This window comes from Streptomyces sp. NBC_00388, from assembly GCF_036061255.1.
Taxonomy (GTDB): Bacteria; Actinomycetota; Actinomycetes; order Streptomycetales; family Streptomycetaceae; genus Streptomyces.
Window position 1 is genome coordinate 4,684,275 of the sequence record NZ_CP107948.1, and the last position, 25,295, is coordinate 4,709,569.

The 25,295-nt window shown below is 71.4% G+C and carries 16 protein-coding genes; 12 read left to right on the top strand and 4 right to left on the bottom strand.

Annotated elements, in window-relative coordinates:
* The first annotated feature begins 115 nt into the window (after positions 1–115).
* Entirely contained in the window at positions 116–1,006 is an 891-nt protein-coding gene (locus OG917_RS21110) for a LysR family transcriptional regulator (protein ID WP_328319153.1), read from the top strand.
* 267 nt (positions 1,007–1,273) lie between these two features.
* Here the strand turns inward: OG917_RS21110 and OG917_RS21115 are convergent, their stop codons facing one another.
* Positions 1,274–1,597: a WhiB family transcriptional regulator gene (locus tag OG917_RS21115; protein ID WP_328319154.1), complete on the bottom strand. Its 324-nt coding sequence runs from the start codon at positions 1,595–1,597 to the stop codon at positions 1,274–1,276.
* 393 nt (positions 1,598–1,990) lie between these two features.
* On the opposite strand from OG917_RS21115, the gene OG917_RS21120 reads away from it, so the two are divergent.
* The 4 genes from OG917_RS21120 to OG917_RS21135 all read left to right on the top strand — a co-directional run bounded on the left by OG917_RS21120 (position 1,991) and on the right by OG917_RS21135 (position 6,493).
* Positions 1,991–2,602, top strand: a complete 612-nt coding sequence (locus tag OG917_RS21120; RefSeq protein WP_003948568.1) for a response regulator transcription factor — start codon at positions 1,991–1,993, stop codon at positions 2,600–2,602.
* A 233-nt stretch (positions 2,603–2,835) separates the two neighbouring features.
* A complete protein-coding gene (locus OG917_RS21125) occupies positions 2,836–3,423 on the top strand; it encodes a sigma-70 family RNA polymerase sigma factor (protein WP_328319155.1) in 588 nt (195 codons plus the stop codon).
* A gap of 337 nt (positions 3,424–3,760) precedes the next feature.
* On the top strand, positions 3,761–5,263 hold the full coding sequence (gene guaB, locus OG917_RS21130; RefSeq protein WP_328319156.1) for an IMP dehydrogenase: 1,503 nt from the start codon (positions 3,761–3,763) through the stop codon (positions 5,261–5,263).
* A 105-nt stretch (positions 5,264–5,368) separates the two neighbouring features.
* Positions 5,369–6,493: a GuaB3 family IMP dehydrogenase-related protein gene (locus OG917_RS21135; RefSeq protein ID WP_328319157.1), complete on the top strand. Its 1,125-nt coding sequence runs from the start codon at positions 5,369–5,371 to the stop codon at positions 6,491–6,493.
* Between the two features lie 162 nt (positions 6,494–6,655).
* Here OG917_RS21135 and OG917_RS21140 read toward each other — a convergent pair whose 3' ends face one another.
* Positions 6,656–7,150, bottom strand: a complete 495-nt coding sequence (locus tag OG917_RS21140; RefSeq protein WP_328319158.1) for a hypothetical protein — start codon at positions 7,148–7,150, stop codon at positions 6,656–6,658.
* Positions 7,151–7,337: 187 nt separating this feature from the next.
* Positions 7,338–8,591: a nucleotide sugar dehydrogenase gene (locus OG917_RS21145; RefSeq protein ID WP_328319159.1), complete on the bottom strand. Its 1,254-nt coding sequence runs from the start codon at positions 8,589–8,591 to the stop codon at positions 7,338–7,340.
* Between the two features lie 217 nt (positions 8,592–8,808).
* Here OG917_RS21145 and OG917_RS21150 point away from each other — a divergent pair, with 217 nt between their 5' ends.
* From OG917_RS21150 to OG917_RS21180, 7 genes are all read left to right on the top strand, one after another.
* Positions 8,809–10,518 (top strand): glycerol-3-phosphate dehydrogenase/oxidase, encoded by a 1,710-nt coding sequence (locus OG917_RS21150; RefSeq protein WP_328319160.1) that lies wholly within the window; start codon positions 8,809–8,811, stop codon positions 10,516–10,518.
* Positions 10,519–11,169: 651 nt separating this feature from the next.
* Complete coding sequence (locus tag OG917_RS21155; protein ID WP_328319161.1) at positions 11,170–13,092, top strand: serine/threonine-protein kinase; 1,923 nt, start codon at positions 11,170–11,172, stop codon at positions 13,090–13,092.
* Positions 13,093–13,215: 123 nt separating this feature from the next.
* On the top strand, positions 13,216–16,125 hold the full coding sequence (locus OG917_RS21160; RefSeq protein WP_328319162.1) for a protein kinase: 2,910 nt from the start codon (positions 13,216–13,218) through the stop codon (positions 16,123–16,125).
* Positions 16,126–16,231: 106 nt separating this feature from the next.
* Positions 16,232–17,884 (top strand): serine/threonine-protein kinase, encoded by a 1,653-nt coding sequence (locus OG917_RS21165; RefSeq protein ID WP_328319163.1) that lies wholly within the window; start codon positions 16,232–16,234, stop codon positions 17,882–17,884.
* A gap of 309 nt (positions 17,885–18,193) precedes the next feature.
* The gene (locus OG917_RS21170) at positions 18,194–20,134 is read left to right on the top strand and encodes a protein kinase domain-containing protein (protein WP_328319164.1); all 1,941 of its coding nucleotides are present in this window, start codon (positions 18,194–18,196) and stop codon (positions 20,132–20,134) included.
* A 214-nt stretch (positions 20,135–20,348) separates the two neighbouring features.
* Positions 20,349–21,971, top strand: coding sequence for a succinic semialdehyde dehydrogenase (locus tag OG917_RS21175; RefSeq protein ID WP_328319166.1), 1,623 nt, complete (start codon positions 20,349–20,351; stop codon positions 21,969–21,971).
* Positions 21,972–22,011: 40 nt separating this feature from the next.
* A complete protein-coding gene (locus tag OG917_RS21180; protein ID WP_328319168.1) occupies positions 22,012–23,952 on the top strand; it encodes a GMC family oxidoreductase in 1,941 nt (646 codons plus the stop codon).
* Positions 23,953–24,698: 746 nt separating this feature from the next.
* Here the strand turns inward: OG917_RS21180 and OG917_RS21185 are convergent.
* Positions 24,699–25,022 carry a chorismate mutase gene (locus OG917_RS21185; RefSeq protein ID WP_328319169.1) on the bottom strand — a complete coding sequence of 108 codons (324 nt, stop codon included), beginning with the start codon at positions 25,020–25,022 and terminating at the stop codon, positions 24,699–24,701.
* Positions 25,023–25,295: the final 273 nt, after the last annotated feature.

Here is a 25,295-nt window from a genome sequence, read left to right on the forward strand (position 1 = left end):
GGAGTGAGGCTAGAGGTTCACCGGGACCGGGATGTCCGCGCTCCGGGACCCAGCCTTCTTCATAGCCGGTACGTGGAAATCCGCATCGGCCCCAAGAAACGCTTATGCTCGCTCTATGATCGAGGCGCGTCATCTCCGAGTTCTCCGAGCCGTCGCCGGCACCGGATCCTTCTCCGCGGCCGCCCGCGAGCTGGGCTGTACCCAGCCCGCGGTCAGCCAGCAGATGAAGGCTCTGGAGGCGTCATCGGGCACGACGCTGCTGATCCGTACGGGCCGCGAGATGCGGCTCACGCAGGCAGGGGAGGCCCTGGTCCGCCACGCGGGCGGCATCCTCGCCGGACTCACCGCAGCCGAGGAGGAAGTCGCCGCCATCGCCGGGCTGCGAGCGGGCCGGGTCCGGCTGGTGTCGTTCCCCAGTGGCAGTTCGACGCTGGTCCCCACGGCACTGGCCGCGCTGCGGGCCGCCCACCCGGGCACCCGGGTCTCACTGGTCGAGGGGGAGCCGCCGCGCTCCGTCGAGATGGTGCGCGACGGGGACTGCGACGTGGCGCTCGCCTTCCGCTACGGTCCCGCCACGGACGAGTGGGACGACCTAGTCGTACGGCCGCTGCTCACCGATCGCATGGTCGGACTTGTCCCCGACGGGCACCGGCTGGCCGGTGCGGGCTCCATCACCGTCGGCGATCTGGCAGGGGAGTCGTGGATCGCGGGCTGCCCGCGGTGCCGCCGCCAACTGGTCGAGGTCTGCGAGAGTGCGGGCTTCACTCCCCGGATCGACTTCGCGACGGACGACTACCCGGCGGTGATCGGCCTGGTCGGCGCGGGCCTGGGCGTCGCGGTCCTGCCGGAGCTGGCGATCGAGTCCGTACGGTCCAAGGGCGCCCGGACCGTGGCGGTGGAGCCGGCGGTCCAGCGCGAGATCGTCGCTCTGACGCTGACCGACCTGGCCCAGGTCCCCGCTGTCGCGGCCACCCTCGACCACCTCGCCCGGGCTGCCGCACGCTGAACGGGAACGCGGGTGAGCGGCGTGGGTGAGCGGCGCGCGCGGACAGCGCGCGGATGAACGCGGCGAGCGCCCTGGGGGCGTCGGTGTGTCCTGAACGCGGGCGTGCCGGAAGAGCCTGCGCCGCGTAAGAGGCTGTGCGGCTGCTCAAGCCTGTGACGCAAGGGCCTGTGCCGCAGGAGCCTGTGACGCAAGGGCCTGTGACGCTAGGGCCTGTGACGCTAGGGCCTGTGCAGGAACGTTTCCCCGTCGGGTTCGGCCGTTGGAGCGCTAAGCGGGCCCGGACCCGTTCGGAGACGCTGCCGTGATCAGCCGGTTGCGGGCGCGGCCCATCAGTTCCTCGCGTTCGTCCTCCGTCAGGCCGCCCCACACCCCGTAGGGCTCGCGTACGGCGAGTGCGTGCGCCGCGCACTCGGCACGGACAGGACAACGCATGCAGACCTCTTTCGCGGAAGTCTCGCGCGCGCTGCGTGCAGCGCCGCGTTCCCCCTCCGGGTGGAAGAAGAGCGAGCTGTCCACCCCGCGGCAGGCCGCGAGGAGCTGCCAGTCCCATAGGTCGGCATTGGGTCCGGGAAGGCGGGAGAAATCTGCCATTGCTTGTCCCCTTGAAGCCGTTGCTGAGGCGGGGGCGGTGATGTCGACCGTGCCCGCGACCGTCCATCCACGATGTAAGTAGATGTAAATATGACTCATTACGAATCTAGTCATAGACACCAGCAAAATGGAAGAAAAGCAGCTGAACGGGTCATTACCCTTCAAACTGGACAAGTGAGGCGTGGGACTCTGCTCCGCGACCGACCCCTCACGTAGAGTGTCGAAGGCGGCCGTCCGGCCCGTAACTCTTTCGAGTGACCATCGTTAAGGGTGCGTGGGCGGTTGAAAGAAGAAGCGCTCGGGCACATGTCCGAGAGGCGTCGACCGCACAGGTGACGATTTGTACCCAGCCTGGAGGCTCAAGGTGACGCGCATCAGCTGCGGAGGGCGGTCATGACATCCGTCCTCGTCTGCGACGATTCCCCGCTTGCCCGAGAAGCGCTCCGTCGCGCAGTCGCGACGGTGCCCGGCGTCGAGCGGGTGACGACGGCAGCCAACGGTGAGGAAGTCCTCCGCCGCTGGGGAGCTGACCGTTCGGACCTGATTCTGATGGACGTACGCATGCCCGGCCTGGGTGGTGTGGAGACGGTGCGCCGGCTGCTCTCCGCCGACCCCGGTGCCCGGATCATCATGCTGACGGTCGCCGAGGACCTGGACGGTGTGGCCCTGGCGGTCGCCGCCGGTGCCCGCGGCTATCTGCACAAGGACGCCTCGCGCGCCGAACTGCGTGCCACGGTGACGCAGGCACTCGCCGATCCGACCTGGCGGCTCGCCCCCCGGCGGCTCCGTTCGGCCGAGATGGGCGCGGCTCCCACGCTCACTGCCCGTGAGATCCAGGTGCTCGAAGGGATGAGTCACGGACGGTCGAACGCGGAGATCGGCCGCGAGCTCTTCCTCTCCGAGGACACGGTGAAGACGCACGCCAGGCGGCTCTTCAAGAAGCTCGGCGCCTCGGACCGTGCCCATGCGGTGGCACTCGGTTTCCGGTGGGGCCTGGTTCGTTAGAGGATGACCGGCAGTACCCCCGTCCGCTCGGTGGCGGACGGGGTGGCGGACGCCCCAACTCTGTTTCCCGCGCGATGCCGCATCCTTGAGGTGTGGAGTTCCTCGGGGACGAGTCGTTCGAGCGGGAGGGGAGGGCGCAGGGGATGAGTTCCGGCGCACCTGCTCATAACGCTTCGGTGCACAACTACGAGCGCGGTGAAGCGGAAGGTCCGGTGCCCAGGCACCATGGACCGATGCGTGACGACGAGGCTGCGAACGCCCATGGGGCCATCGGCGCTCTCGTCCATCTCGCTGTCGACGGAGACCAGCAGGCCACACATGACCTGCTGGCGCACGTCCATCCGCTGGCCCTGCGCTACTGCCGTACGCGGCTGAACAGGCTGCCCGGCGATGCACGCCACTTCGTGGAGGACCTCGCCCAGGAGGTCTGTGTCGCCGTACTGATGGCGCTGCCGCGCTACAAGGACACGGGCCGGCCCTTCGAGGCCTTCGTTTTCGCCATCGCGACCCACAAGGTCGCCGATCTTCAGCGTGCGGCCATGCGCCACCCCGGGTCCACCGCCGTTCCGTCGGACGAGATGCCCGAGCGGCCCGACGATTCGCTCGGCCCCGAGGAGCGGGCGCTGCTCAGCAGCGAAGCCGCCTGGGCCAGGAAACTGCTGGCCAACCTCCCGGAGAACCAGCGCGAGCTACTCGTGCTGCGGGTCGCCGTCGGGCTCACCGCCGAGGAGACAGGGCAGATGCTGGGGATGTCGCCGGGAGCCGTACGCGTAGCCCAGCACCGGGCCCTGAGCCGACTGCGGGCCCTGGCCGAGCAGTAGGCGGGCTCCGGCACTGCCTCTGCGGTACCGGCAGCGGTACCGGCGCAGCTCTGCCGGTCCGGCCGGCCGCCGTCAGCCCCTCCCGTCCGTCAGGTCGCGCCGCCATCCCCTCCCCGCCATCAGCCCGTCCCGGCACCGGACCCGTGCCAGGACATTCGTCACAGTCACCGGCGACCGCCCCGGCGACGTGCGCGGTGCCCGTGCGGTGGGGGCCGCGGAGCGGTGCGGCGGTAGAAACCTCCAAGGATTCCGGATCGGGCCGTTCGTGGAATGAGAGGCCTCTTCAGCCCGTTAGCATGGACATCCGCACCGATCAAGGCCATTTGGGGAAGGTGTCATGACTGCAAACGTCGACGGAGTGCCCGAGAAATTCGCGACGCTCGGGCTGACATACGACGACGTGCTGCTGCTGCCGGGCGCATCTGAAGTGCTCCCGAACGCCGTCGACACCTCGTCCAGGATCTCGCGGAACGTCACCGTGAACATCCCGCTGCTGTCCGCCGCCATGGACAAGGTCACCGAGGCCCGGATGGCCATCGCGATGGCCCGGCAGGGCGGCGTCGGTGTGCTGCACCGCAATCTCTCGATCGAGGACCAGGCCAACCAGGTCGACCTGGTCAAGCGCTCCGAGTCCGGCATGGTCACCGACCCGATCACGGTGCACCCGGACGCGACGCTGCGCGAGGCCGACGAGCTGTGCGCCAAGTTCCGCATCAGCGGTGTCCCGGTGACCGACCCGGCGGGCAAGCTGCTCGGCATCGTCACCAACCGCGACATGGCCTTCGAGTCCGACCGCAACCGCCAGGTGCGCGAGGTCATGACGCCGATGCCGCTGGTGACCGGCAAGGTCGGGATCTCCGGCGCCGACGCCATGCAGCTGCTGCGCCGGCACAAGATCGAGAAGCTTCCGCTGGTCAACGACGCGGGCATCCTCAAGGGTCTGATCACGGTCAAGGACTTCGTGAAGGCCGAGAAGTACCCGAACGCTGCGAAGGACGCCGAGGGCAGGCTGCTCGTCGGCGCTGCCGTGGGGGCGAGCCCCGAGGCGCTCGACCGCGCCCAGGCGCTGGCCGAGGCCGGAGCCGACTTCCTGATCGTGGACACCTCGCACGGCCACAACAGCAACGCCCTCAACTGGATGGCGAAGATCAAGTCGAGCGTCTCGGTGGACGTCATCGGCGGGAACGTCGCCACTCGCGACGGCGCCCAGGCGCTCGTCGACGCGGGTGTGGACGGCGTCAAGGTCGGTGTCGGGCCCGGTTCGATCTGCACCACGCGTGTGGTCGCCGGTATCGGGGTCCCGCAGGTCACGGCGATCTACGAGGCCGCGCTCGCCGCGCGCGCCGCGGGTGTCCCGGTGATCGGCGACGGCGGCCTCCAGTACTCGGGCGACATCGGCAAGGCGCTGGCCGCCGGCGCCGACAGCGTGATGCTGGGCAGCCTGCTCGCCGGGTGCGAGGAGTCGCCGGGTGAGCTGCTCTTCATCAACGGCAAGCAGTTCAAGTCGTACCGCGGCATGGGTTCGCTCGGCGCGATGCAGACGCGTGGCCAGGCCCGTTCGTACTCCAAGGACCGCTACTTCCAGGCCGACGTGTCGTCCGACGACAAGCTCGTGCCCGAGGGCATCGAGGGGCAGGTGCCCTACCGGGGCCCGCTGGGCAACGTGCTGCACCAGCTCGTCGGCGGTCTCCGCCAGACGATGGGCTATGTGGGCGCTGCGACCGTCGACGAGATGGAGAGCAAGGGCCGGTTCGTCCGGATCACTTCGGCGGGGCTCAAGGAGAGCCACCCGCACGACATCCAGATGACCGTCGAAGCACCGAACTACGCACGCCGCTGAGGCGTACGCACCACCGCGGAAGCCCGCGGGCCGGACGGCCCGCGGGCTTCCGCGTGCGCGTCGGGGATACTGGAACGGCAGACGTAGAGGGAAAGGCCACACATCGTGACTGAGATCGAGATCGGGCGCGGCAAGCGCGGCCGCAGGGCGTACGCGTTCGACGACATCGCCATCGTGCCGAGCCGGCGCACCCGGGACCCGAAGGAGGTGTCGATCGCCTGGCAGATCGATGCCTACCGGTTCGAGCTGCCGTTCCTGGCCGCTCCGATGGACTCGGTCGTGTCCCCGCAGACCGCCATCCGCATCGGTGAGATGGGCGGCCTCGGAGTCCTGAACCTCGAAGGTCTGTGGACGCGGTACGAGGACCCGCAGCCGCTGCTCGACGAGATCGCGGAGCTCGACGAGGAGACCGCGACGCGGCGCCTCCAGGAGATCTACGCCGCCCCGATCCAGGAGGACCTCATCGGTCTGCGGATCAAGGAGGTGCGCGACTCGGGTGTGGTCACCGCCGCCGCGCTCTCCCCACAGCGCACCGCCCAGTTCTCCAAGGCGGTCGTGGACGCGGGTGTCGACATCTTCGTGATCCGCGGTACGACGGTCTCGGCCGAGCACGTGTCGGGCGCCGCCGAGCCGCTGAACCTGAAGCAGTTCATCTACGAGCTGGACGTTCCGGTCATCGTCGGCGGCTGCGCGACGTACACCGCCGCGCTGCACCTGATGCGTACGGGGGCGGCCGGTGTGCTCGTCGGCTTCGGCGGCGGCGCCGCGCACACCACGCGCAACGTGCTGGGCATCCAGGTCCCGATGGCGACCGCGGTCGCCGATGTGGCCGCGGCCCGCCGCGACTACATGGACGAGTCCGGTGGCCGCTATGTCCACGTCATCGCGGACGGCGGCGTGGGCTGGTCGGGCGACCTGCCGAAGGCCATCGCCTGCGGTGCGGACTCGGTCATGATCGGTTCGCCGCTGGCCCGGGCGTCGGACGCCCCCGGCAAGGGTCACCACTGGGGCATGGAGGCGGTCCACGAGGACGTGCCGCGCGGCAAGCTCGTGGATCTTGGCATCGTCGGTACGACCGAGGAGGTCCTCGCCGGGCCTTCGCACATCCCGGACGGTTCGATGAACTTCTTCGGTGCGCTGCGCCGGTCGATGGCGACCACGGGGTACAGCGAGCTGAAGGAGTTCCAGCGCGTCGAGGTGACGGTGGCGGACGCCCAGCACAAGCGCTGAGGCGACGGCAGTGGTGCTGCTGCGGCAGCAGCCACCGCTGCGCACAGGCTCACAGGCCCGGACCGCTGCTGCGGTCCGGGCCTTCGTGCTGTGCGGCGCTTAGCCGTACCGCCACCGCCACCGCCACAGCAGCAGCAGCCGCGGTCGGTGCGGCCGGTGTCGTCAGAGGGCTCGCTTCATGCCCGCGAACGACGCGGCCACGGCGATGGCGATGAAGACGTAGCTGAGGAAGTCCGCGTCGGCCCGCCAGGCGTCGTTGAGTCCGCCGAAGTGCTGGAAGAACAGCTCGGACACGGAGACGGGGAGCTGTTTGGCCGCGATGATCGCCTCGCCGAGCAGCTGCCCGAAGTAGACGGACGCCAGCGACAGGACGGCGCCTGCGGCCGCCAGCCCCACATGATCACCGCCCGCCTTGCCGGTGGCGAAGCCGATGATGAAGCCGACGGCGATCGCCGCGTACGCGAACTCGTGCTTGGTGGCGCCGAGGATGCCGCCGTAGGCGGCCCCGACCGCGAGGGCGGTGAGCACGGCGACGACGATGCCGCCCGCGATGTTGACCTTCGCCGGGGGAGCCTGTGGCGCCATCGGGTAGCCGAAATCCGGCGGCTGGTGCGCGGACGGGTCCGGTGACTGGGGCGGTGGCGCGGGCTGGGTCATGGCGGGTCCCCCCTGGGACGGATGCGTACGGTTGTGCGACTGACGAACGCCGCACGCTAGCAGCCCGCACCGACATCCACACATGACATTCACATCGGGCGGACGGCTGTGAGCGCGGTCCGTGCCGCGGAGGACGGCCGCGGCCGGTACGCGGCCCGTGCTCACCGGCGGGTTCACTGCCCCTCGGTCACATTCGCTGTGCGGCCCCTCCCACCGGCGTGGCTCCCCTGGTGTCCAGGAGGAGCTGGGCCTTCACCGCGAGGCCTTGCAGGTCGTACGTACGGTGGTTCTGGAGCAGCACCGTCAGGTCGGCGCCCGCCGCTGCCTCGTACAGCGAGTCCGCGCGGGGGACGGGGACGTCGCGGATGCGCCAGTCCGGGACGTACGGATCGTGGTAGCTCACCGACGCGCCCAGGTCCATCAGCCGGCGGGCGATCTCGCCGGCCGGGGAGTTCTGCCGGTCGGCGAGATCGGGCTTGTAGGTGACGCCGAGGAGCAGGACGCGGGCCCCGCGCGCCGATTTGCCGTGCTCGTTGAGGAGGGTGGCGCAGCGCTGGATGACGTACTGCGGCATCCGGTCGTTGACCTGCTGGGCGAGTTCGACCATGCGCAGTGGGCGGACGGTGTGCGGGGGGCCGGCGGTGTCGACGGGCACGCCGTGGCCGCCGACACCGGGGCCCGGTCTGAAGGCCTGGAAGCCGAAGGGCTTCGTCTCGGCACAGCGGATGACGTCCCAGAGGTCGACGCCGAGCTCGTGGCAGAGCACGGCCATCTCGTTGACCAGGGCAACATTGACGTGCCGGTAGTTGGTTTCGAGCAGTTTGGTCATTTCGGCCTCGCGGGGGCCGCGGGCCCGTACGACCTTGTCACTCAACCGGCCGTAGAAGGCCGCGGCGGATTCGGTGCAGGCAGGGGTCAGGCCGCCGATGACCTTGGGGGTGGCCGCGTACGAGTGGGTCCGGTTGCCGGGGTCGAGGCGGCTGGGGGAGTACGCGAGGTGGAAGTCCCGGCCGGCCCGCAGCCCTGAGCCCTCTTCCAGGAGCGGCCGCAGGATTTCCTCCGTGGTGCCGGGATAGACGGCCGATTCGACGATGACCGTGGTGTGCGGGCGCAGTCTGGCGGCGAGTGCGCGGGTCGCGTCGGTGACCGGGGCCAGGTCGAGTGCCCGGTCCTCGCCCAGCGGCGTGGGCGCGCAGATGACCGCTGTACGCACCCGGCCCAGTTCGGCCGGATCGGTGACGGGCCGGAAGCCCCCCGAGAGCATCCGGCGGATGTCGGCCGCACTGAGGGAGCCGTCGACGGGGGTGTGGCCGGCGGCGAGTTGCAGCAGCCGGCGGGGGTCGGTGTCGTAACCGATGGTTTCGAGGCCGGTCGCGACGGCTGCCTGAGCGAGCGGCAGGCCGAGGTGGCCGAGTCCGATGACGGCGAGATCTGCGGGCATGGGTGATCCGTCCTTCCCAATAGCCGGAGGGGGACGAGTGCGCAAGTCCTGTGGACCGCGCAATGTCAGGTTAGGAGTAAATATGACCGATTTGCGGTATTGGGCGGGCCGGGGTGTCCGTGTGTTGTCCACAGGCGGTGGCTGAAGTGAGAGATCGCGGACAGAATCGAGGGTGCACCGGACACCGCTTCGGCGGCCTGATCAACGGGAGGCAGCAGTGAGGACAGCGACACTGGGGCCCGAGGAGCGCGCACAGGCGCTCGCCGGGATGGCCGAGCGTGAACTGGACGTACTGGTCGTGGGGGGCGGCGTGGTCGGCGCGGGGACGGCGCTCGACGCCGCGACGCGCGGCCTCACGACGGGTCTGGTCGAGGCGAGAGACTGGGCATCGGGCACATCGAGCCGGTCGAGCAAGCTCATCCACGGTGGCCTGCGCTATCTGGAGATGCTCGACTTCGCGCTCGTGCGGGAGGCGCTGAAGGAGCGCGGGCTGCTCCTGGAGCGGCTCGCCCCCCATCTGGTGAAGCCGGTGCCCTTCCTCTACCCGCTGCAGCACAAGGGCTGGGAGCGCTGGTACGCGGGTTCGGGGGTCGCGCTGTACGACGCGATGTCGGTCTCGTCGGGGCACGGCCGCGGGCTTCCGCTGCACCGGCACCTGACGCGCAAGCACGCCCTGCGGCTGGCGCCCGCGCTGAAGAAGGACGCGCTGGTCGGTGCCTTGCAGTACTACGACGCGCAGGTGGACGACGCGCGCCATGTGGCGACGCTGGTGCGGACAGCCGCGAGCTACGGCGCGCTGGTCGCGAACCGGGCCAAGGTGACCGGCTTCCTGCGGGAGGGCGAGCGGGTCGTCGGCGCGCGGGTGCAGGATGCCGAGGGCGGCAGGGAGTACGAGGTCCGCGCCAAGCAGGTGGTCAATTCCACCGGGGTCTGGACCGACGACACCCAGGGGCTGATCGCTGAGCGCGGGCAGTTCCATGTGCGGGCGTCGAAGGGGATCCATCTGGTCGTGCCGAAGGACCGGATCCACTCCACGACGGGACTCATCCTGCGGACCGAGAAGTCGGTGCTGTTCGTGATCCCGTGGGGGCGCCACTGGATCGTGGGGACCACGGACACCGACTGGGACCTCGACAAGGCGCATCCGGCCGCGTCCAGCGCCGACATCGACTACCTGCTCGAACACGTCAATTCGGTGCTTGCCGTGCCCCTGACGCGCGACGACGTGCAGGGGGTGTACGCGGGTCTGCGGCCCCTGCTGGCAGGAGAGTCCGACGCGACCAGCAAGCTCTCCCGGGAGCACACGGTGGCGCACCCGGTGCCTGGGCTCGTGGTCGTCGCGGGCGGCAAGTACACGACCTACCGCGTGATGGCCAAGGACGCGGTCGACGAGGCGGTGCACGCGCTGGACGAGCGGGTCGCCGAGTGCGTCACGGAGAACGTGCCGCTGATCGGCGCCGAGGGATACAACGCCCTGTGGAACGCCCGGGCGCGCATCGCGAAGCGGACAGGTCTTCATGTGGCCCGGGTGGAACACCTGCTGAACCGCTTCGGGGTGATGACCCAGGAGGTCCTCGACCTGATCACCGAGGACCCCTCGCTGGGCGAGCCGCTGGGCGGGGCGGACGACTACCTGCGGGCGGAGGTCGTCTACGCCGCCTCGCACGAAGGGGCCAGGCACCTCGACGATGTGCTGACCCGGCGCACGCGCATCTCGATCGAGACGTTCGACCGTGGCACGCGCAGCGCACGCGAGGCGGCCGGGCTGATGGCCCCCGTGCTCGGCTGGGACAAGAACCGCATCGAGGCGGAGATCGAGCACTACGAGAAGAGGGTCGAAGCGGAGCGCGAGTCGCAGCGCCAGCCGGACGACCTGACGGCGGACGCGGCGCGGCTCGGGGCGCCGGACATCGTGCCGCTTGAGTGAACCGGGTGACCCTCGCCGGGCGGGACGGTCCGTCAGGCCGGGGTCTTCGGCAAAGGCGTTCCGTCCCGGCTGAGACCTGCTGCTCCGGCAGAGGTCCGGCCGGGGCACGGGGAACTCCGCACCGGCGTGGGCTGTTTCGGGCCGGTGGGGCAGAAGCGCAGCCCGGTGGATCCGGGGGCAGCCGGGTGGGCCGGGGCAGCCGGGTACGCCGGAGGGCGGCCGTGGGATGGCGGGTGCGGGCGAGGGCCGGGGTCCGGGCGTGGCGGGGTCTTGACGCGGGGGCGGGCCCGGGCAGCCGGGGTGGGCGGCGGGATCCGGCCGCGAGGCCCGGGGAAGGCGGGGGAGGCGGGGACGGCGTGCGGCTGTGGGGCCGATGTTCCTCGCGTGACCCGCGTGACCCGCGTGACCCGCGTGACCCGCGTGACCCGCGTGACCCGCGTGACCTGGGCATCTCCGGGCAGGAGCGGGGTGAGGCCGGCGAGTCGTACCGGGGGGTCCCTGTGGCGGCGGGTGGCAGGTGCGACATCGGTGTGGCAGGAAATCCCTTCCGCATGGCCCATGATGGTCGCCCACGGACCCGGCACCATTACCGGTGCCGGGGTGAGAGACAATGGACGCTCTGCCAGGGCGGGTTGAACGCAGAGGGGACGCATGTCGGAGGCGGAGCAGGCGAAGGACACCAACGGGCGCCTTCTGGCTGGGCGGTACCGGCTCGGAGGTGTGCTCGGCAAGGGCGGCATGGGCACCGTCTGGCGGGCTGTGGACGAGACACTCGGACGCACCGTCGCAGTGAAGGAGCTGCGCTTTCCCTCGGCCATCGACGAGGACGAGAAGCGCCGCCTCGTGACGCGGACGCTGCGCGAGGCCAAGGCGATTGCCCGGATCCGCAACAACGGAGCCGTGACGGTCTACGACGTGGTGGACGAGGACGACCGGCCGTGGATCGTCATGGAGCTCGTCGAGGGCTGCTCGCTGGCCGAGCTGGTGCGGGAGAAGGGCGTCCTCACGCCCGTGCGCGCGGCCGAGGTGGGTCTCGCGATCCTCGACGTGCTGCGCCTCGCACACCGTGAGGGCATCCTGCACCGGGACGTGAAGCCGTCCAACGTGCTGATCGCCGAGGACGGCCGGGTCGTGCTGACCGACTTCGGGATCGCGCAGGTCGAGGGCGACCCGTCGGTGACCTCGACCGGAATGCTGGTCGGTGCCCCCTCGTACATCTCGCCCGAGCGGGCCCGCGGACACAAGCCGGGCCCACCGGCCGACCTGTGGTCACTGGGCGGGCTGCTCTACGCGAGCGTCGAGGGCGTGCCGCCGTACGACAAGGGGTCGGCCATCGCGACCCTGACCGCGGTGATGACCGAGCCGGTGGACCCGCCGAAGAACGCGGGAGCGCTGTCGGAGGTCATCTACGGTCTGCTCGCCAAGGATCCGGACCAGCGCCTCGACGACGCCGGTGCGCGCCGCCTGCTGAACGACGTGATCCACGCTCCTGCGGCGGAGCCCGTCGCCGAGCCGGTCGCGGCGGACGCGACGCGGGTCGTCCCGCTTCCGCCGGTGCCCGAAGGCCCCGAGGACGCGGCGGATTCCAGACCGGCGAAGCCCGCCAAGGCGCCCAGGCCTGCCAGGACACCCAAGCCCGTCAGGACGCCCAAGCCCCAGAAGGCCAGGGACACGGCCGCGGCCGACCGGGTGCGCAGTGCGCTGAACTCCGTACGCAACGCCAGGTCCGAGCCGGCTCCGGCCAAGCCTTCCGACGTCCCGGCCGGGCCGCCCGCCCGGGTCAGGGCGCCGCTCACCGACGTCGTGCCGCGCCGGACCCTGGTGATAATCGCGGCCGTTGTGGCACTCGCGGTGCTCGGGACCGTTCTCGCCTTCGCCCTCGGCGGAGGCAGCGACACGGGCGACCAGAGCAAGTCCAAGGGTGACAAGAGCGCTTCGCGTGGCGCGACGGCCGGAAGCGACAGCAAGAACGACGACAAGGGAAAGACCGGCGACCAGGGCAGGACGGGCGGCGACCAGGGCAAGAACGGCGATCAGGGCAAGGGACAGACCGGCGGGACCGCATCGCCTTCGGCCGATGACAAGCCCTCCGCTCCGGCCGCCGGTGACGCGCTGCCCAGCGGGTACAAGAAGGTGACGGACGATCGGTTCCGCTTCACGATGGCGATGCCCTCGGGCTTCCACCGCACAGCCATAGCGGGGGTGAGTTCCGGCGGGATCTACAACAAGTCCAGCGGCGGATTCCCGCGCGTCCAGATCGACTTCAACAGCTCGCCCAAGGATGACGCGGCTGCCGCCTGGCAGGCGGCGGTCGGCGGCCTGTCGGCGAGCGTCGGCAGCTACAAGCATCTCGGCATACACAAGGTCGAATACAACGGCTATCCGACCGTCGCCGACTGGTCCTTCGAGCGCGATCAGAACGGCCGGCGGGTCCGGGTGCTGAACCGGGGATTCAAGGTGGACGCCAAGCGCGGTTACTCCATCATGGTCACCTGCAAGGCCAGTGACTGGGACGGCGACGAGTGCACCACGCTGCGTAATACGGCGTTCAAGACGTTCGCCCCCAAGAAGTGACCCAGGACACGTATTGTGAGAGGAAGCGGACCGTACGGAGCCGCAATGGGCCCTTGATCGACCGAAATTGACGGGTTGATGCGGTCCCTGAGACCAGGGAACAGCGCGCTCCGGGGAGGCGTCGTGGACGAGTACGCGGGCAGGGTCCTTGCCGACCGCTACCGCCTTCCGCTGCTGCCCGGCGACGAGTTCGAGCCTGCGGAGATCCGGGCGTTCGACACGTACAGCGGGCAGGAAGTCCTCGTCAGGCAGGTACCGCTCCCGGAGGTCGTGGACGCGGAGATGCTCGACGGGAGCGACACCGGGGCGGGCACCGGGCTCGGCGCGGAGACCGGGTTCGGCACCGGCGCCGGAATGGCCGAGGTGCGGCGTGCGTCGGCTCGTACCACTCGCAGGCCTGCCGACCCCGCGGTGCGGCGGGCCATGGAGGCGGCCCAGTCCGCGGCACAGATACCCGACCACCCCCGGCTGGACCAGGTCTTCGACGTCTTCGCCGAGGGTGGTTCGCTCTGGGTGGTGAGCGAACTGGTCGAGGCGACGCCGCTGTCGGCGATGCTCGCCGAACGTCCCCTGAACCCGTACCGGGCCGCGGAGATCGCCTCCGATGTACTGACCGCGCTGCGTGTGCTGCACGCGCACGGCTGGACCCACCGCAACATCACCGCCCGTACGGTGCTCGTCTGCGACGACGGCCGTGTGGTGCTGACCGGTCTGGCGGCCGGCGCGGCGGAGGAGGCACTGTGCGGTTACGACCCGGTGCCGCCGGCCGAGCCCGCGCAGGCGGAACCCGGAGAGCGTGGGTACACCGCGCCCGGATCCGCGACCGGGCCGGGAGACCACGGGCCGGGAGACCACGGGCGGGACGGCCCGGAAGGTCCCTACGAGCCGCACGGGCAGGTCGGACAGGTCGGACAGGTCGGGCACGGCAGGCAGGACGGGCCGTACGGGTCGGCCGCGCCGTGGGCTGCGGGCCCGCCGGGTGGCGGGGGCACGGGGGAGCCCGCTGGGTGGATGATCCCTGAGCAGGCGCCGCCCGGCCCCCAGGCGCTCCCGGCCGGGCCTGCGCTGCCACCCGGCTACACCCCGGACCAGCGGCGCGGGCACCCCGGCGGCCGGATGTACGACCAGGCTGAGGACGTGCACACCCCGGGCCACGAGCCGGCAGGGCCCGCTTCCGGGGCGCCCGGCGCCAGGGGCGCTGATGCCGTGTCGGCGGGGGACGTCCGCGCTGCCAGGGCCGGTGCCATCGCCGCTTACCGCGCGGGTGCCCGGGCTGCGGCACGCGTCAGCGGCGAGGAGCAGGAGAGCGCCGGCGGCGCTCTCCCCGAGCAGCGCCCCGCGCCCAGCCCCTCCAGGCAGCAGCATGAGCAGCAACAGCAGCAGGAACCGTCCGCGTTCTGGCACGGGGCGCAGCCGCGGTCCGGGGCCGGGGACGGCATGCGCGCCGATGACCTGCGCGGTGCCCACGACCGGGCGGCGCAGGAACGGGAGACCCACGACCGGCAGGCCCACGACCGGCAGATCCACGACCGGCAGGCCCACGACCTGCCGCCGCACGAGCGCCAGGCCCTCGGCCTGGGGGCCCGCGAACCGACCGCCCCCCGTCCACGGGCGGCCGTCGATGTGCCGGACGGATGGGACCGGGCGCCTGCGGGACCTGCGGCGCCTGCGCGCCGGGGCCCGGAGACGGCGCTCGCCGCCGAGCGGGCCCGGCAGGCACGTATCACCGTCGTGGGGGCGGTCACCGAACGCTGGGCGCCCGAGCAGGCGGGCCCCGTCCACGGCAACTGGCAGCTGGCCGCCCCGGTCGGGCCCGCGACCGATCTCTGGGCCCTGGGGGCGTTACTCTTCCGCGCCGTGCAGGGCCATGCCCCGTATCCGGAGGAGAGCGCCGCCGAACTCGTCCAGCTGGTCTGTGCCGAGCCGCCCGCCTTCGCGGAGGAGTGCGGCCCGCTGCGGCCCGTGGTCGAGTCGCTGCTGCGTCAGGATCCCACGGAGCGGCCGGACATAGAGGAGCTGCGGGGCTGGCTGCGCTCGCTGGTGCGGTCGGCGCCGGAGCCCGACGCGGGCCAGGGCATCGTGCCCGTGCCCCCGGCCGACGCCACCCGGCTGCCGATCGTGCGGCGCAGGGGCGAGCTCGTGCGGCGGCGCCGCCGCAACTCCGGTGGGGACGGCGCCCACGGCCGCCACCGCCAGCAGCGGAAGGGCGGCCGTCGTGGAGAGCCGGTTCCGGCCGGTGCCGCGCGCCAGGGGCAGCCCGTGCAGCCCCTGCCCTCGCCGGATGCGGGCCCCTTCGAGCGGTCCACGCCGGAGGGGAGGCAGTCCCGGCCGGACGCGAAGCCGCGCTCTCTCGGCCGGACGCTGCTCGTCGTCATCCTGGTGGTGCTGGTCGCCGCCCTCGTCTACGCGCTGAAGTTCATGCCGGGGGCCGGCGACTCCCGGCAGGACGAGACCGGTGCGCCCGCGCCCGTCCCGGCCGGTTCCGCCTCCGGGCAGCACGACACCCCGCAGTCCGGCGGGCCCGGCACGTCGCAGCAGCCCGGATCGCCGCAGGGCACCGAGCCCGACAGCGGCGGCCCGGCTGCCGGTTACGCCGTACGCAAGGACCCCGAAGGGTTCCAGGTGGCGGTGGACAAGGACTGGGAGCGGCGCCCGGTCAACGACGCCGGTCAGGTGCGCTATCTCGGCGGCGACTTCGAACTCGTCGTCGTTCCGGGCCGGGACACGGTCAAGGACGAAGGCGCCGACCCCATGGCGTACCAGCGCAACAAGGAGCGGGAACTCAAACCGTTCCGTGACTCCACGTGGTCGTCCGCTTCGGGGCTGCGCCGTATCGACGTCGGCAAGCAGGCCATGGCCGAAGGGCAGTTCACCTGGCAGGACAGCAGCGGACGCGAGGTGTACGTCCGCAACGTAGCCATGATCATCGCTGGGCGCTACCACATCGTGCAGGTCATCGGCCCCGAAGCGCAGCGTGACAAGGTCACCGAAATCTACGAACAGGCCGTGGCGACCTACCGAACGGTGAAGTGATCGGACTGCGCGATTACCGTCACAGTGCGGTATCACGGTCCGCCCCGAGGTTCCACGACTCAATGTCCGTCCGTAACCTGGCAGTCGAGGGAACGGACAGGGGCACGTGGAACACACTCACAGCGCGGACTTGGTGCTCGCCGGCCGCTATCGGCTGGGCGAACTCATAGGTCGCGGCGGTATGGGCAAGGTCTGGCGCGCTCATGACGAGGTGCTGCACCGGACGGTCGCCGTCAAGGAACTGACGGCAGGTCTGTACGTGTCGGAGGCCGACCGGGCTGTCCTGCACGCCAGGACACAGAAGGAGGCCCGGGCCGCCGCACGTATCAACCACCCCGGGGTCGTCACCGTTCATGACGTCATCGAGTTCGACGACCGGCCATGGATCGTCATGGAGTACATCGACGGCCCCTCACTCGCCGACGCGGTCAAGGAGTCCGGCGCGCTGGAGCCCCGCGAGGCGGCCCGGGTGGGCCTGCACGTGCTGGGAGCGCTGCGCGCCGCGCACGCGGCGGGGGTCCTCCACCGGGACGTGAAGCCGGGCAACGTCCTGCTCGCTCACGACGGCCGGGTCCTCATCACCGACTTCGGTATCGCCGCCATCGAGGGCGACTCCGAGATCACCAGGACCGGCGAGATCGTCGGCTCCATCGACTACCTCGCACCGGAGCGCGTCTACGGTGAGGCGCCGGGCCCCGCATCCGACCTCTGGTCGCTGGGCGCCACGCTCTTCACCGCCGTCGAGGAGCGTTCTCCCTTCCGCCGCACGTCGCCGATCTCCACGCTCCAGGCCGTCGTGAACGACGAGCCGCCGAAGCTCACCCGGGCGGGGCCGCTCACTTCCGTCATCACCGGGCTGCTGCGCAAGGACCCCGCCGAACGGCCCGGCCCCGCCGAGGCGGAGCGCATGCTGCTCGACGCGATGGAGGGCCGCAGGCCCCGCCAGGCCGAGGCGTACGTCCCGACGCAGCTGGTGGCCGAGGGCATGCTCCAGGACGCCACGCCCACGAGCCGGATCACCTCGCCCGTCGCCCCGCCCGCGGTCCCGTCCGGCCCGGAGCAGCCGGAACGGACGCAGGCCCCGGCGCCGGCCCGGTCTTCCGGGGGCACCGTGCCCCCGGCCACGCCCGCCCCGCGGAAACGCGGCCGTCTGCGGACCGGTGCGCTGGTCCTGGCCCTCGCCGTGGTCGTCGGTGCGGGGGTCGGCTTCGGTGTCATGGAGTACGGAGGCGGGCACGCGGATTCCGCGGGTGGCTCCACGGCCGGATCCGGGGGCTCTGGAGGCGGAGGGAAGACGAACTCGCACGGCGGGATACCCAAGGGCTGGCACCGGGTGAATGAGCCCGAGGGCTACAGCATGGTGCTGCCCAACGGCTGGAAGCGTCAGATGGACGGGTCCAACGAGATCGACTACACGCCGGACGACGGTATCCACTTCGTCCGCATCAGTATCGACGACTCCCCCGACTACGCCACCCCCTACCTGCATGAACTGGCCCTCGAACCGCAGCTCAAAAGGCTCCCCGACTACCAGCGGACAACGCTGCACGTGAACAACTTCCGGGACCAGGACGCGGCGCTCTGGGAGTTCACCTGGACCGAGACCAAGGGGCATACGGGGCGGCGCCGCGCCATAGACCAGATGTACAACGTGGACCACGGCAAGGCCGAGTACGCGATCTACATGGGCGGGCCGGCCAAGGACTGGGACCGCAGCCGTTTCGACACGATCCTGCGTTACTGGCAGCCGCCGCAGTGAGCTGCGGGGAGCCGCAGTGAGGCTGCCGTGCGGCCGATACGGGACGGTGGGCGGGCGATACGGGATGCCGGGGGCGATACGGGATGCCGGCGGGTGGCCGACCGGTACGGCACTGGTGTGGCGTGCCCGTCGCACTGGACCGCCGATGAGCCGTCCCTGTCCCCGCCGCCGCACCACGCCCCGGGAAGGGATGCCGGTCCGTCAAGGGCCGCTTACCGCAGGGCTTCCCGTGGCGCATGGCCCGTCCACGCCCGTAGCGCGCCGGCCGTGCGGCATGATGGGCCCCAGGGGGACGTAGGGGGAGCGCCCATGGCACAGGATTCGCGCAACAGCCGTCTGATCGCCGGTCGTTATCTGCTCGGGGCCCGGATCGGCCGGGGAGGCATGGGGACGGTCTGGCGGGCCACCGATCAGCTGCTCGGACGTGAGGTCGCCGTCAAGGAGCTGAACCCGGAGACCGGGGCGGCCACGGCCTCCGCGCTGCGCGAGGCGCGCGCGGTCGCCCAGCTCAAGCATCCGCAGGTGATCGTCGTCCACGATGTCGTCGAGGACGACGAACGCCCCTACATCGTCATGGAGCTGGTGGTCGGCTGTTCGCTGGCCGACCACCTTGCCGAGCAGGGGCCGGTGGGCCCCCGGGAGGCCGCACGGATCGGGGTGGCGCTGCTGGGCGCGCTCCGGGCCGCGCACGCCAGGGGCGTACTGCACCGGGACATCAAGCCCGCCAACGTCCTGCTGGAAGGCGACGGACGGGTGGTCCTCACCGACTTCGGGATCGCGCGGCTTGCCGGGGCGACCACGATCAGCGAGACCGGCGCCTTCATCGGTTCCCCCGAATACACCTCACCGGAACGGATGCAGGGCGCGGACGCGGGCCCCGCGTCCGATCTCTGGTCGCTCGGCGTGCTGCTGTGCGCCGTGTCGAGCGGGGTGTCGCCCTTCCACCGGGATTCGCTGGGCGGGGTGCTGCACGCGGTGGTCACCGACGAGATCCGCCTGCCCGCCGGGGCCGGACCACTGCTCCCCGTCGTCCTGGGTCTGCTCGACCGTGACCCGGCGCGCAGGATGGGAGCCGACGAGGCGGAGCGACTCCTGGCCGCGCAGGCGACCGTGGGCGAAGGCGGGGAGCACGGGACCTGTGCCGTTTCCGGGGCCGGTGCCGTCCCGGCTGCCGGAGCGGGGCAGGGGACCGGGGCCGGTGCCGCCCCGGCTGCCGGAGCGGGCCCCGCGGTGCCGGGCGCCGTTCCTTCGTACGCGCCGGGACCACGGCCCGTACCGGCTGCTGCTGCGCCGCCCCGGCCGGCCGCCGATGTGTCCGCGCTGGATACCGCTTCGGCCGTACCGCAGACCGCCCCGCCTGTACCGTCTGCCGCCCAGCCTGTACCGCAGCCCGCCCCGCCTGCGCCGTCTGCCGCCCAGCCTGTACCGCAGTCCGCTCAGCCTGTGCTGTCTGCCGCCCCGCCCGTGCCGCACGCCGCTCAGCCCGTGCCGCACGCCGCTCAGCCCGTGCCGTCCGCTGTTCCGCGGGCCGGCTCCGCGCGGCCCGCGCTCCGGGGGGCCGTGCTCGTCGCGGGCGTGCTGGTGGCCGCTGCCGCAGGGGCCGGGATCGTCCTGTACGCGGTCGGCGGCACGGGAGCCGCCCGCACGGACGGGGCGTCCGCGGCCCACCGGAGTGCGAGCGCTCCGCCGGCCGCGGGGCCCACGGCCACCCCGGGCGGTGACCCGCAGCGGACGCCGCACGCCGCGACAGCGCCCAGCCCCGGCCCCACGGGGACACGGACCCGCCAGGCGTCACCGGCATCATCCGGAGTGCCGGCCGGATACCGCACGGCCGACGACTCCTGGGGCTTCTCCCTCGCCGTTCCGGCCGACGCCGCCCGTTCCACCGACGACAAGCGCGTCTACTACATGACGCCGGGCAAGGTCTTCCGTATCGGCATCCGGGTGCACGACAGCCCGGGCGGCGGGCCCATGGAGACGCAGCACGCGTCGGACGCCGCGGGGCCGCGTACCAATCCCGGGTACCGGGACAGCGAGGTCACCGCGACCACGCACGACGGACATGACGCGGCGCTCTGGGAGTTCACCTGGAACGGCTACTCCACGCGCGAGGGCGCCCGTCACACGTACGACCTCTGCTGGGAGCAGGACGGCCGCCTCTACGACGTCTGGGTCTCGGCGCCGGTCGGCGGGCTCGACACGGCGAAACGGCACTTCGACACGGCTGTCGGGTCCTTCGCAGCGCACTGAGGGGCCGTCCGTCATCCCTGGCGGGCGGGTGGCCGCCGGGCCGGAGCAGCAGGCCGGGCAGGCAGGAGCAGCAGACAACAGCGAAGCCGTCCGGGCCGCTAACCCGCCTGATCAGGGGTTATGCCGCCAGCGATCACTGGCGGCATATGGAGGGTCCGTGAAAAGGCATTACTCATGGGTACCGAAACTCTCCGCCGGGGCATAGCCTCCCCTCATGACGGACTCGCAGGCTTCCACCGCCACGGCTTCCCACGCCACGAACCCGATCGCCCCCACCCCCTCCGGTGTGCGTACCGCGGCCGACGTGGTCACTCCCGAAGTGGTCGCTCAGCTGACCCGGGGCGTGGTGGGTTCCGGACGGACTGCCAACCACACCCCCTTCACCGGCGGGAAGCTGGCCGACCTGCCCGAGTCGACACCCGAGGACGTCGCGACCGCCTTCGCCCGGGCCCGCGCGGCCCAGGCCGCCTGGGCCGCCACCCCGGCCCGGGCCAGGGCGGCCGTCCTGCTGCGCTTCCACGATCTGGTGCTCTCCCGGCAGGCCGAGGTCCTCGACCTCATCCAGCTGGAGACGGGCAAGGCCAGGCTGCACGCCCATGAGGAGGTGCAGGCCGTCGCCGTCGCGGCGCGCCACTACGGCCGCAAGGCACCCTCGTACCTCAAGCCCAAGGGCCACACCGGTGCGATCCCGACGTTCACCAAGGTCACCGAAGTCCGGCAGCCGCGCGGTGTGGTGGGCCAGATCGCGCCCTGGAACTACCCTCTCGAACTGTCCATCGGCGACGCGCTGCCCGCCTTCGCCGCCGGCAACGCCGTGGTGATGAAGCCCGACACCGAGACCGCGCTGACCGCCCTCTGGGCCCGTGACCTGATCATCGAGGCCGGGCTGCCCGCCGAGGTCTTCCAGGTGGTCATCGGAGAGGGCCCGGTCATCGGCCCCGAGCTGGTGACCCACGCCGACTTCGTCTCCTTCACCGGCTCGACACGCACCGGGCGGGAGGTCGCCAGGGGCGCGGCCGACCGCCTGGTCGGCGTCTCCCTCGAACTCGGCGGCAAGAACGCCATGCTGGTGCTGGAGGACGCGGACATCGAGAAGGCCGCCGCGGGCGCGGTCCGCGCGTGTTTCTCGTCGGCGGGTCAGCTCTGCATCTCCATCGAGCGCCTGTACGTCCACGAGTCCGTCGCCGACGCCTTCCTGGAGCGCTTCGCCGCCCGCACGAAGGCGATGCGCCTCGGCAGCTCCCTCGCGTACGGCGCGGACATGGGATCCCTCGCCGGTGAGCGGCAGCTGGAAGCCGTCCGCAGGCATGTGGACGAAGCTGTCTCGAAGGGCGCCACGCTGGTCGCGGGCGGGGTGCACCGCCCGGACATCGGCCCGCTCTTCTACGAGCCGACCATCCTGGACGGTGTCGAGGCCCCGATGGCCGTCTGCACCGAGGAGACCTTCGGCCCAGTGGTCTCCATCTACCGCTTCACGGATGAGGACGAGGCCATCGCGACCGCCAACGCCACGCCCTACGGCCTCAATTCGAGCGTCTGGACCCGCAGCGGCAGCCGCGGCCACGCCGTCGCCGCCCGGCTGCGGACCGGCACGGTCAACATCAACGAGGGGTATGCACCCGCATACGGCAGTGTCCAGTCCCCGATGGGCGGCATGAAGGACTCGGGGCTCGGCCGCAGGCACGGCTCGGAAGGCATCCTCAAGTACACCGAGGCGCAGACGGTCGCGCACCAGCGGGTGATGCCGATGGCACCGTCCTTCGGCATGGACGACGAGAAGTACGCCGCCTTCATGAGCCGCAGCCTCAAGGCGATGAAGGCCCTGCGCCTCCGCTGATCCTCCCCGCGCCCGCGCCCCGTTTCTGAGAGGAGAGTCCATGTCACAGGAGAACTCTGTCCGCGGTGAGGACGACGCGGCCGGCGGTGGTCCCCCCGCCGGGCCCGGTGCTCACAGCAGCCCCGGCAGCCCCGGCAGCCCCGGCACCCCCGCCGAGTCCCGTGCGGCCGGCGGCTCGGACACCGGAGCGCCGTACGACTACGACGTCCTGGTGGTCGGCTCCGGCTTCGGCGGCTCGGTCACCGCGCTGCGGCTCACCGAGAAGGGGTACCGGGTCGGCGTGCTGGAAGCCGGCCGCCGGTTCACCCCGGGCACGCTCCCCAAGAACTCCTGGGACATCAAGAACTACCTCTGGGCTCCGGCGCTGGGGCTCTACGGCATCCAGCGCGTACACCTCCTCGGCAATGTGATGGTGCTGGCGGGCGCGGGGGTCGGCGGTGGCTCCCTCAACTACGCCAACACCCTGTACGTGCCCCCGGCGCCGTTCTTCCAGGACCGGCAGTGGGCGTCCATCACCGACTGGCAGGCCGAGCTCGCGCCGTACTACGACCAGGCGCGGCGCATGCTCGGCGTGCGGCTCAACCCGACGATGACGCCGTCCGACGTCCATCTGAAGGCGTCCGCCGATGCGATGGGTGTGGGGGACTCCTTCCACATGGCGCCCGTCGGGGTCTTCTTCGGCGACGGCGAGGACGCGGACGGCTCGGCGAAGGCCCCGCCGGGCGGCGCAGTCGACGACCCCTACTTCGGAGGGGCCGGTCCCTCCCGCAAGGCCTGCACCGAGTGCGGCGAGTGCATGACGGGCTGCCGCCACGGCGCGAAGAACACCCTCAACGAGAACTACCTCCACCTCGCGGAGAAGGCGGGCGCGGTCATCCACCCGCTGACCTCGGTGACCGCGATAGCGGAGCACGGCGAGGGCGGATACCGGGTCACCACGGTCACGACGGACGCCCGCAAGAAGGCGCCGCGGGTACTGCGCGCCCGGCACGTGGTGGTCGCCGCGGGGACGTACGGCACCCAGACGCTGCTCCACACCATGAAGGACCGGGGGCTGCTGCCGCGCATCTCGCCGAAGCTCGGAGAGCTGACCCGTACCAACTCCGAGGCGCTGGTGGGCTCACAGACCACGGACCGGCGCTACCGCAGGAAGCACGGCACACCGAAGGCCGACTTCACGCAGGGTGTCGCGATCACCTCCTCGATCCACCCGGACGCGGACACGCACATCGAGCCGGTGCGGTACGGCAAGGGGTCCAACGCGATGGGCGCGATGTCCATCCTCCAGGTGCCCTTCGGCTCCCGGCGGGTGCTCGGCTGGCTCGGCAATGTCGCCAAGCACCCGTGGCTTACGGCCCGTTCGCTCTCCAACCGGCGCTGGTCCGAGCGGACGATCATCGGCCTGGTGATGCAGTCGCTGGACAACTCCCTGACGACGTACCGCAAACCGGGCGGGATCGGCAAGGGGCTGCTCACCGCCCGGCAGGGGCGCGGCGCGCCCAACCCGAAGCAGATCGCCGAGGGCACCCGGGCGGCGACGCTGATCGCCGAGGAGATCAACGGCTTCGCCGGATCGAACGTCGGCGAGCTGATGGGGACCCCCCTGACCGCCCACTTCCTGGGCGGCTGCGCGATCGGCGCGTCCGCCGATGAGGGCGTGATCGACGCGTACCACCGGCTCTACGGGCATCCGGGCATCTCCGTGGTCGACGGCTCGGCGGTCTCGGCGAACCTCGGCGTCAACCCCTCGCTGACCATCACCGCGCAGGCGGAGCGGGCCATGTCGTACTGGCCCAACAAGGGCGACGTGGATCCGCGCCCCGCGCAGGGGCAGCCGTACGAGCGTCTCGCCGCTGTCGAACCGAAGTCCCCGGCCGTACCGGAAGAGGCCTTCGGCGCGCTCAGGCTGCCGTTCCTGGGCATGCCAGCGGTCCCGCCGAAGCGGGCCGGGGGCGCGGAGCCGGCCGCGCCGCGGAAGTAGCCGGGCCGGCCGGTGCGCGGGACGGCCCTCCCACACGTGCGGGAGGGCTGCACCCCCCTCCGAGTGCAGCCCTCCCGAGTCGGTGGCGGCCCGGCCGCGTTGCGTGTGCGCACGGCTGGGGCCACTGGTGGGTACGCATGGATGACCGGCCGGGCGGCTGAATGGTTGCTTCCGGAGCGCGGGATTCCTTCTGTGAGCTGCGTCACGGGTGGTTCAGGAGGTGTCTCGGAGGGCTCGCGCGGACGGGCTCCGGCGCGGCCTGCCGGGCACAGCACGGAGCCAGGGGCCCGTGGAAGTGATTCCACGGGCCCCTGGTCTTCGGCACCGGCGTCAGGGCAGCACCGGTGCCGGGCAGCGGCGCCGGGGGGTGTGCGCCGCAGAGGGGGCGGGAACCGGGTGGCCACCCGGTGCGCGAAGAGCGTGGGAGGGGACGTACGGGATGCGGGCGGAGGACTTGGTGGCCTGGCCGGGACCGGGCTGTCGGCTCCGGGCGTCCCCGGAACCGACGGCCATGGGTGGACCGGGCCGCTGTCCCCTGCCGCCCGGTCGCACACGCTGAGATGTGGTCCCACGACGCACGTGCAGTGCGCCACACGCCTCAGCGGAGCCACGCGTGGTTTCTCTCTTTGCAACAGGCCGCCCCTGGCTGACACGGACGCCTGGATCAACGAAGTGCCACAGGGCCCGGTCACGCGCCGTACGGGTGAGAGCGGGCCCGAACTCAGATACGGGCTGTCCCCGGCCTCTCAGATCCGTCCGCGGCACAGTTCGAGCACGGTCATCGCGAGACCCGTGCCCGGTTTGCCGAGCGCCTCGCTGTAGTGGCCCAGGACCTCCATTTCGCGGGAGAGGTTCACCCGGCGCCCGCCGGACGACATCCGGGCGTCCTGGATGACGTCCGAGACCGCCATCCGCTCCTGGATCAGGCCGATGATGCGGTCGTCGAGACGGTCGATGCGCCCGCGCGCGCCCGTGATCACGTCCGCCGCCTCAGCGCTGTGCGCGCCGGTGCCCGCAGCCGTGGCCGCCGAAGAAGCGGTGCTGATGTCGGTGCTGATGTCGGTGGTCATGTCGGTGGCTCCTGAGGTTGCGGGGCCCCCGGAGCGGCACGGTCCGGAATGCACAGACGCCCCGGACCTTGCCGGTCCGGGGCGCCTGGGGAAGTGCTTGTCAGTGGATCAAGCAGCACGACCATGGCAGCCGGACGGGCCGGTGCCATAGGTAAAGACGAAGGTCAGCTGCTGATGCATGCCATCAGTATGGACGGCCTTCGGAGGGAGAGACAAGCCGGTTCCTCCGGCCCCGTTAGAATCGACATACCAGACCCCCTCCTTTCCCGCCGG

Bases quoted from the DNA above. Each gene is read 5' to 3' on its own strand.
- OG917_RS21115 (WP_328319154.1), bottom strand. From the start codon at position 1,597: ATGGCAGATTTCTCCCGCCTTCCCGGACCCAATGCCGACCTATGGGAC.
- OG917_RS21140 (WP_328319158.1), bottom strand. From the start codon at position 7,150: ATGACCCAGCCCGCGCCACCGCCCCAGTCACCGGACCCGTCCGCGCAC.
- OG917_RS21175 (WP_328319166.1), top strand. From the start codon at position 20,349: ATGACGGACTCGCAGGCTTCCACCGCCACGGCTTCCCACGCCACGAAC.
- OG917_RS21145 (WP_328319159.1), bottom strand. From the start codon at position 8,591: ATGCCCGCAGATCTCGCCGTCATCGGACTCGGCCACCTCGGCCTGCCG.
- OG917_RS21170 (WP_328319164.1), top strand. From the start codon at position 18,194: ATGGCACAGGATTCGCGCAACAGCCGTCTGATCGCCGGTCGTTATCTG.
- OG917_RS21185 (WP_328319169.1), bottom strand. From the start codon at position 25,022: ATGACCACCGACATCAGCACCGACATCAGCACCGCTTCTTCGGCGGCC.
- guaB (WP_328319156.1), top strand. From the start codon at position 3,761: ATGACTGCAAACGTCGACGGAGTGCCCGAGAAATTCGCGACGCTCGGG.
- OG917_RS21120 (WP_003948568.1), top strand. From the start codon at position 1,991: ATGACATCCGTCCTCGTCTGCGACGATTCCCCGCTTGCCCGAGAAGCG.
- OG917_RS21110 (WP_328319153.1), top strand. From the start codon at position 116: ATGATCGAGGCGCGTCATCTCCGAGTTCTCCGAGCCGTCGCCGGCACC.
- OG917_RS21125 (WP_328319155.1), top strand. From the start codon at position 2,836: ATGCGTGACGACGAGGCTGCGAACGCCCATGGGGCCATCGGCGCTCTC.
- OG917_RS21155 (WP_328319161.1), top strand. From the start codon at position 11,170: ATGTCGGAGGCGGAGCAGGCGAAGGACACCAACGGGCGCCTTCTGGCT.
- OG917_RS21180 (WP_328319168.1), top strand. From the start codon at position 22,012: ATGTCACAGGAGAACTCTGTCCGCGGTGAGGACGACGCGGCCGGCGGT.